The sequence below is a fragment of the Corynebacterium sp. HMSC08C04 genome, assembly GCF_001807495.1.
Classification (GTDB): domain Bacteria; phylum Actinomycetota; class Actinomycetes; order Mycobacteriales; family Mycobacteriaceae; genus Corynebacterium; species Corynebacterium simulans.
Genome location: NZ_KV789195.1, coordinates 166900 through 174522, shown reverse-complemented (window position 1 = coordinate 174522; position 7623 = coordinate 166900). Strand labels below are relative to the sequence as shown.

The window sequence follows — 7623 nt, the reverse complement described above, 5'->3', positions numbered from 1 at the left end:
AGACTCGCGGTACCAACTACCCCAAATCGACACTGGGGGCGTGTTCGCCTTCTGGCAGCTCGCCGCTGATAATAATGTCTCTGATTCCTCCTGTCAGCTGCTGATAAATAGGCCGGGTGTCACTCATTACGCAGACCTCTGTGAAAGTGGCATAGAGATTCCCTTTCTGGTTTATGGGTTTACTACCTATGTGGGTAACCACATAACGGAAGGTGCCCACGGTCAACGGTAGATGTGACTGCGGGCTGAGTGAATCGGCAATTAGCGCTGGTTAAGACGGTTTCGTTGAGCGAATGTTCCGATGACAGTGCCAAGTAGAACTGCGATTATGGTTAATCCCATTGCTGTCCAATCGATGGCGAATAGAAAGCCGTCGCCAAGTAGAAAGCTAAATCCTGCTAAAGGAGCGAGACCGCTAAAGGTTCCGATTACTAGGGAGCTAAAACAGATAAAGCTTATGGCCCACGAAAGAGATTTGATGCTCCAATCACGGCTAAGCCCTAGATGGAAAAAGGCGGTATGTAACGCTTTCATACTGCTACTCAGTCCGCGTGAAACCACCAAGGCTATGGCAATAGCGGAAAGTAGAGCTGCCGTAAGGCTGATGTAGAACGATAAGGGGGTCTCGGTTTCGTAACCTTTGGAAAGCTGGATGTCTTCGGGCGGTATGCCAAGTTCGTTTGCGACTTTTGGCACACGTTCTGCCTTTTGGGCGGATAATCCGTCGAATACCCAGAGGGGTGAATTAGTAGGAAGCCCAAGCTGCTGAGCCGTAGCTTCTAAAACGACACCTCCAACTTGTCTGCCCCAGTAATGTCCAAAAGAACTCTCTTGGGCATCGAGGATGTGCGACTTTCCGCTTGAATCAGTGATCTGTGTGTGGGAGGCGTCGACAAGCTTTTCGTCGCGTACGAGAACGCCGCCGCGTTCAAGAGTTTTCCTTTCGTCAGAAGTTAGTCTTTCGTCGGTAAGCTTTTCCCAACTATCGATATCGTGAACGGATAGAACGCCAAAAGCTCCTGAGATATTGGGATCCATCGGTAGTCCTGCGGAAAGTCGCTGCACGGAAATAGGCTCGGGCAGGTCACCTTGGGCGACTAAAGAATTCTGTGCAGTTCCATTTACGGAGTCCGTCTCAGCTGGCAGAGTTAAGATTGCCTGGTCAGGTGGGACAATTGGTGCATAGGATTCAGCTTCCGAAGCGGTCATGCTAGCGGCCAGACTGCTGCTAAAAATGGCTATCCCAACCGTGCTGGATAATAAGCCCAGCCCAATAAGCGGAAGAAAACGGTGTGAACTCAAAAACCGCCGAGCAAGACGACTCGGTGACGTGGGGGCATTGCTTTTAATCGAAATAGTCAAAAGGAGCGCCACCGCAAAAGCGAGCGCCAACGTGGGGATCGGGGCTAGGGTTGTGAAAATTTCCGGACCGACTACCCCTGCGAATAGCACGGTTGCTAGTGCTATGCCGCACAAAGTGGGGATGATCCCAGCCGACGCTCTTTTCCATTTCGAGGAAAGCTTATGTTCAGCAGCGTGAGTTTTATGAAATCGTACTGGAAGCACGGTTGTCAGCGCGCTAAAAATTGGCGGAAGTACTGCGGAGACGAGCAGCAAGCAACACCACTTCCAGGGGAGTGCGAAATCTCGCCCGGGTACGGATCCCAGCTTTGCTAGTTGGTTCCTAAAGAGGTGGGGAATGAGTGCGCCGGTGACAATAGCGCAGGTTGAAATGGATAGAACTAGGAAAAGAAGACGGAGGTGAAAGATACTCCACAACTTCTTTCTGGCAATTCCGAGTTGATGTAGTGAAGTAGCTGGAGTTTTGAGTGCGCGGCGTTGAGTAGTCGTTAAGAAAGCGGAGAAGAACAGCGGCAAGACAAACGCAAACGCACCGAAGAAAAACGAGTATTCATCAAGGGGGCTTTTGGGAGGTTGTTCTTCCAGCGATTGCTTAGAGAGGTATGACAGTTTCACTGCCTCTTTGGCACTGAGCTCGGCATTATCACTGTGTGCAATGCGGTTCATTGTCTTTTCCAGTTCGCTCAGGTTCGAGGACTGGTTATCCAAAAGCATTGGGCGTGCTCCAACGCTTGATGGAGATACAGGTGAAGTAGTGAGATCCCAGGTACCTGGGGCCGCATAAACAGCGCTTGCCTTCGGCATAAACTCATTTGTGACGGTGCCGACCACGTTTACCTTGAGGTTGCTGCTAAAGGCACTGACCTCTGTTTCCTCGGAAATGCCGCTAGGCGTGGTTGCAACTATTTCCCCGGGTGAAGTTGGCCACCGCCCTGATTTCAAGGTTAAGCCGTAGCTGGAACCGTGGCTTTCCCAATCACCTTCTGCGTATGTCATCCTGCGACCGGGGTCAGCGTCCGTGTAGAAATCCTGCGATATAAGTTCACGAGAGAACCGTTCGGGATCTTCCGGTGAGGATAGGCAATCGTCGATTTTGTCGCCTAGAGCAAGTGAACAGGGTGCGTCTGCTCTCTGCTGGTTATCGCCTAGATTGGATGCGACGTGTTGCTCGACGGACATTGTCATAAGCATTGAGCTTGTGGCCGTTGCAGCAAGGAGAAGAATACTGAGCGCGGCTAGTGCGTACATAAGGCGCACTTTGGGTTGCTGCTTGGTGATTTTAAACAGAAGTTGACTAACCAAGTGACTTCTCCGCTTCTTGGTCGTTGTGCAGTAGGCCGTCGATCAGGGTGAAAGATCGCGTGCAATACTCCAGTACGATCGGATCATGGGAAGCGGTAATGATGGTCGTTCCTTCGCTAGCGAGTTTTTGGAACAATGCGAATACGCTTCGCGAGTTTTGCTCATCCAGGGCAGCAGAAGGCTCGTCTGCCAATAGGACGGACCGTTTCCCGCTCAATGCACGGGCAATACCCACCCGCTGGCATTGCCCGCGGGACAATTCGTCGGGGTATCGAGTTTCTAACCCCTCGAGTCCTACCTGTTTTAGGAGGGATTCGGCCGCCGTTCGAGCTTCTGTAGCCTCGTATCCTGCCGCTGAGAGGACGAGTTGTACATTTTCTGCCGCGGTTAGCTCGGGAATGATGAGATCGGATTGGTGGACAACGCCAACAACCTCCCTGCGTAGTCGAAGCAAGTCCTTTTCGGACGCGGTGTCTACCCTGATTCCGTCAACCGTGATGGAGCCCGAGTTGACGGATATTAGTCCGGACAGGGCGTCCAAAAAGGTTGTTTTTCCTGAACCGCTTTTTCCGGAGATGGCAATGAATTCTCCAGCTTCTGCTTCTAAAGAAACTCCTTTGAGTGCGTGAGTAGCTTTAGGGCCGGAGCCGAGCGTTTTATGAACTTGGTGAATGCGAATATGGGTCATTTAATTCTGAAGTATTGAAGCTGGGAAGAAAGGTGAATTTCGTCCTTCTTCCCAGCTAACGATTGATTACTTAGCAGCCCCGATTGGTGCGCCAGGAGGTGAGGGTGTCGTTGTCCCACCAGCCCACATAATTGTTATTGGAAAATGGGGTCATGGTGTGGCACTTGCCGCCGCCATTGGCGTGCTGATACCAAGCGGCATGGCCTCCGGTGTTATTGATCCACGATGACGTCTTGTCATTAGCGTTGCGCGAAACATTCATAATTCCGATTCCTGGGCCACGGGATCCCAGGAACCCTCCGAAGTTCGCTTCATTGAAAATGCATACAAGGCCTCCGCCGCATTCACTTGCCGAGGCGTTGGCTGTCGGTACAGCGATACCGCTTAGTGCCGCGATAATAGCGCTAGCTGTAGCGAGTTTTTTTTATTCTCATTTTCTCTCCTTGTTAGAGACTGGTGGAATGTGCGCTGAGTGCGCACTAAGAAAATAACTCTCTGAATATAAATAGGAATTAATTAAAAGGAAACTTTCATGTAGAGAAGGTGAATTCTTCGTAAACCTAAGGTGGGGTCCGCTGAATCTTGTTGAGGAAAAAATTTGCAAGGTTTACAGGGGTCGTAAGTCTGTTGTTACTGGTCGAGCTGCAGAAATCCCCTAGGGCGTCACTCCACTGCTGGTATGTGTGGCGAATTCGGCGTAGAAAAGGGCAGACATTTTAGGGGCAGCTCTCTAAACTGAGATGCGGATCACCCGAGTGGAGACGCTGTATTTCAGCGCCTTCCGAGTTGAAAGGAACACAGAAGTGGCTAATCCCGCGCTTCCATCGTTCAAAAAGATTCTGGTAGCCAACCGTGGCGAAATTGCCGTGCGCGCATTCCGTGCTGCCTTTGAGACTGGGGCTAAGACCGTCGCGGTCTACCCTCGTGAGGACCGGAACTCCTTCCACCGCGCCTTCGCTGATGAGGCTGTCCGTATCGGTACTGAGGGCCAGCCGGTGAAGGCTTATCTGGATATTGATGAAATCATTCGCGCCGCCAAGAAGTCCGGGGCGGATGCCATCTACCCAGGCTACGGTTTCCTTTCTGAACGCGCGGATCTCGCCCGTGCGTGTGAGGACAATGGCATTAAGTTTATTGGTCCAACGCCAAGCACGTTGGACCTAACCGGTGATAAGGCTGCTGCGGTCAGCGCGGCGAAAGAAGCTGGCCTGCCGACACTGCAGGACTCCGAGCCTTCCACGGACCCCGATGTACTGGCCGGTTACGCCAAGGACTTCACCTTCCCGGTATTTGTCAAGGCCGTCGCCGGTGGCGGCGGACGCGGCATGCGTTTCATCGAGAACGAGGCCGAGCTCAAGACCAAGTGTGCTGAGGCTTCCCGCGAGGCAGAGGCGGCTTTTGGCGACGGCCACGTCTACCTCGAGACGGCCGTCATCAAGCCCCAGCACATTGAGGTGCAGATTCTGGCGGACTCCCAGGGCAACGTCGTACACCTCTTCGAGCGTGACTGCTCCGTGCAGCGCCGTCACCAGAAGGTCGTCGAGATCGCTCCCGCCCCGACCCTGGATCCGCAGCTGCGCGACCGCATCTGTGCCGATGCCGTAAAGTTCTGCCAGCACATCAACTATGAAGGTGCCGGCACCGTTGAGTTCCTCGTGGATGAGAAGGGCAACCACGTCTTCATTGAGATGAACCCGCGCGTGCAGGTTGAGCACACCGTGACCGAGGAAGTCACCGGCGTGGACATTGTGAAGTCCCAGATGCAGATCGCCGCTGGTGTCTCCCTTGAGGAGCTCGGCCTGCGCCAAGAAGAGATCGCCCTTACCGGCGCTGCTCTTCAGTGCCGTATCACCACTGAGGACCCAGCCAACGGCTTTCGCCCAGACACCGGCACCCTGACCACCTACCGCTCTCCGGGCGGCGCAGGCGTACGTCTCGACGGCGCAACCGCAGTCGGTGCGGAGATTTCCCCGAACTTCGACTCCTTGCTGGTCAAGATGACCTGCCGTGGCGCTTCCTTCGAGCAAGCAGTTGCTCGTGCGCAGCGTGCGCTCAACGAGTTCACCGTCTCCGGCGTGGCCACCAACATCGGCTTCCTGCGCGCCCTGCTGCGCGAGCCTGACTTCGTAGCCACACGCGTGGACACCGGCTTCATCCCGGAGCACCCAGACCTGCTCAAGGCTCCGCCGGCAGTGGATGAGTCCGGCCGCATCATCGACTACATCGCTGATGTCACGGTCAATAAGCCAAACGGCGAGCGTCCGACCAAGCTGCGTCCTTTCGACAAGATTCCTACCTTCGACAAGTCCCAGTCACTGCCGCGCGGTTCCCGCGATGAGCTGCTGGAGCTCGGTCCGAAGAAGTGGGCTGAGAAGATTCGCGCCCAGTCCGCGCTGGCTGTCACCGACACCACTTTCCGCGATGCGCACCAGTCCCTGCTGGCCACCCGTGTGCGCGGTACCGACTTGGTCACCGCTGCAGAGGCCGTCGCTCGCATGACCCCGGAGCTCTTCTCCGTCGAGGCGTGGGGCGGCGCAACGTATGACGTCGCCATGCGCTTCCTCAAGGAGGACCCATGGGTCCGCCTGGATCTGCTGCGTGAGGCAATGCCGAACCAGAACATCCAGATGCTGCTGCGTGGCCGCAACACCGTCGGCTACTCCCCGTATGCAAACGACGTGTGCAACGCGTTCGTTCAGGAAGCTGCCAAGTCCGGAGTTGATGTCTTCCGCATCTTCGATGCGCTGAACGACGTCACCCAGATGCGCCCGGCTATCGACGCCGTCCTGGAGACCAACACCACCGTGGCCGAGGTTGCCATGGCCTACTCGGGCGACATGTGCTCGCCGGGGGAGAAGCTCTACACGCTGGACTACTACCTGAAGCTGGCTGAGGAAATCGTGAACACCGGTGCGCACGTGCTGGCCATTAAGGATATGGCTGGCCTGCTGCGTCCGGAGTCCGCTTCCAAGCTGGTCATGGCGCTACGCAAGGAATTCGACTTGCCGGTCCACGTCCACACTCACGACACCGCGGGCGGACAGCTGGCTACCTACTACGCTGCGGCGCTCTCTGGCGCGGACGTCGTCGACGGTGCTTCCGCACCGCTGGCTGGTACCACCTCGCAGCCTTCGCTGTCCGCCATCATCGCGGCGTTCTCCAACTCCTCGCGCGACACCGGCATCGATCTGAAAGCCGTTTCCGATCTCGAGCCTTACTGGGAGGCTGTCCGCCAGCTCTACCGTCCGTTTGAGAAGGGCATTCCTGGCCCGACCGGCCGTGTCTACCGCCACGAGATTCCGGGCGGCCAGCTGTCCAACCTGCGTGCGCAGGCTACGGCCTTGGGCTTGGAGGACCGCTTCGAGGTCATCGAGGACACCTATGCCGCCGTCAATGAGATGCTTGGCCGTCCGACCAAGGTCACTCCGTCCTCGAAGGTCGTCGGCGATCTCGCGCTGCACCTCGTGGGTGCGGGCGTCGACGCAGCAGACTTCGAGGCCGACCCGACCAAGTACGACATCCCAGATTCCGTCATCGCGTTCCTTCGCGGCGAGCTCGGTACCCCTCCAGGCGGTTGGCCACCGCTGCGCGACAAGGTCCTTGAGGGCCGCGCGCCTGGCGACGTCTCCGTCAAACCAGTACCGGAAGAGGAGAAAGCTAACCTGGTCTCCGACAACTCTGACGAGCGCCGTGCGTCCCTGAACCGACTGCTCTTCCCGAAGCAGTTCGAGGAGTTCAATGAGTTCCGCCGCACCTTTGGCAATACTGAGGCGCTCACGGACACCGTCTTCCTCTACGGCTTGGAAGAGGGCAACGAGTACATCGTCCACTACTTCCCGGATGGCTCCAACGATCGTGCGGATCTCAAGACGATCACGCTGCGTCTCGACGCCCTCGGCGAGCCGGATGAGAAGGGTATGCGCAACGTTGTGCTCAACGTCAATGGCCAGATTCGCCCGATGAAGGTCCGCGACAAAAACGTGGAGTCCTCGGTGGCCACCGTGGAGAAGGCCGACCCGTCCAACGACGGCCACGTGGCCGCGCCGTTCGCGGGCGTGGTCAACGCCACCGTGAAGGCTGGTGACGAGGTCAAGGCCGGCGACCAAGTCGCCGTCATCGAGGCCATGAAGATGGAAGCCTCCATCTCCGCAACCAAGGACGGCAAGGTCGAGCGCGTAGCCATCGGCCAGGCCACCAAGGTTGAAGGTGGCGACCTCATCGTGGTCATTAACTAATCAGCTAAAAGCTGGCAACAGAAGAGCGCCCCTTCC

At 56.3% G+C, this 7623-nt stretch carries 4 protein-coding genes; 1 reads left to right on the top strand and 3 read right to left on the bottom strand.

Features of this window, described 5'->3' with window-relative positions; genetic code table 11:
* Positions 1–261: 261 nt before the first annotated feature.
* The 3 genes from HMPREF3169_RS02130 to HMPREF3169_RS02120 all read right to left on the bottom strand — a co-directional run bounded on the left by HMPREF3169_RS02130 (position 262) and on the right by HMPREF3169_RS02120 (position 3731).
* A complete protein-coding gene (locus HMPREF3169_RS02130) occupies positions 262–2610 on the bottom strand; it encodes a hypothetical protein (protein ID WP_168162612.1) in 2349 nt (782 codons plus the stop codon).
* Positions 2611–2656: 46 nt separating this feature from the next.
* Positions 2657–3352 carry an ABC transporter ATP-binding protein gene (locus HMPREF3169_RS02125; RefSeq protein WP_062035768.1) on the bottom strand — a complete coding sequence of 232 codons (696 nt, stop codon included), beginning with the start codon at positions 3350–3352 and terminating at the stop codon, positions 2657–2659.
* 70 nt (positions 3353–3422) lie between these two features.
* Complete coding sequence (locus HMPREF3169_RS02120; RefSeq protein ID WP_082787714.1) at positions 3423–3731, bottom strand: peptidase inhibitor family I36 protein; 309 nt, start codon at positions 3729–3731, stop codon at positions 3423–3425.
* 424 nt (positions 3732–4155) lie between these two features.
* Between HMPREF3169_RS02120 and HMPREF3169_RS02115 the strand changes: the two genes are divergently transcribed.
* Positions 4156–7587 (top strand): pyruvate carboxylase, encoded by a 3432-nt coding sequence (locus HMPREF3169_RS02115; protein ID WP_070455563.1) that lies wholly within the window; start codon positions 4156–4158, stop codon positions 7585–7587.
* The last annotated feature ends 36 nt before the right edge of the window (positions 7588–7623 follow it).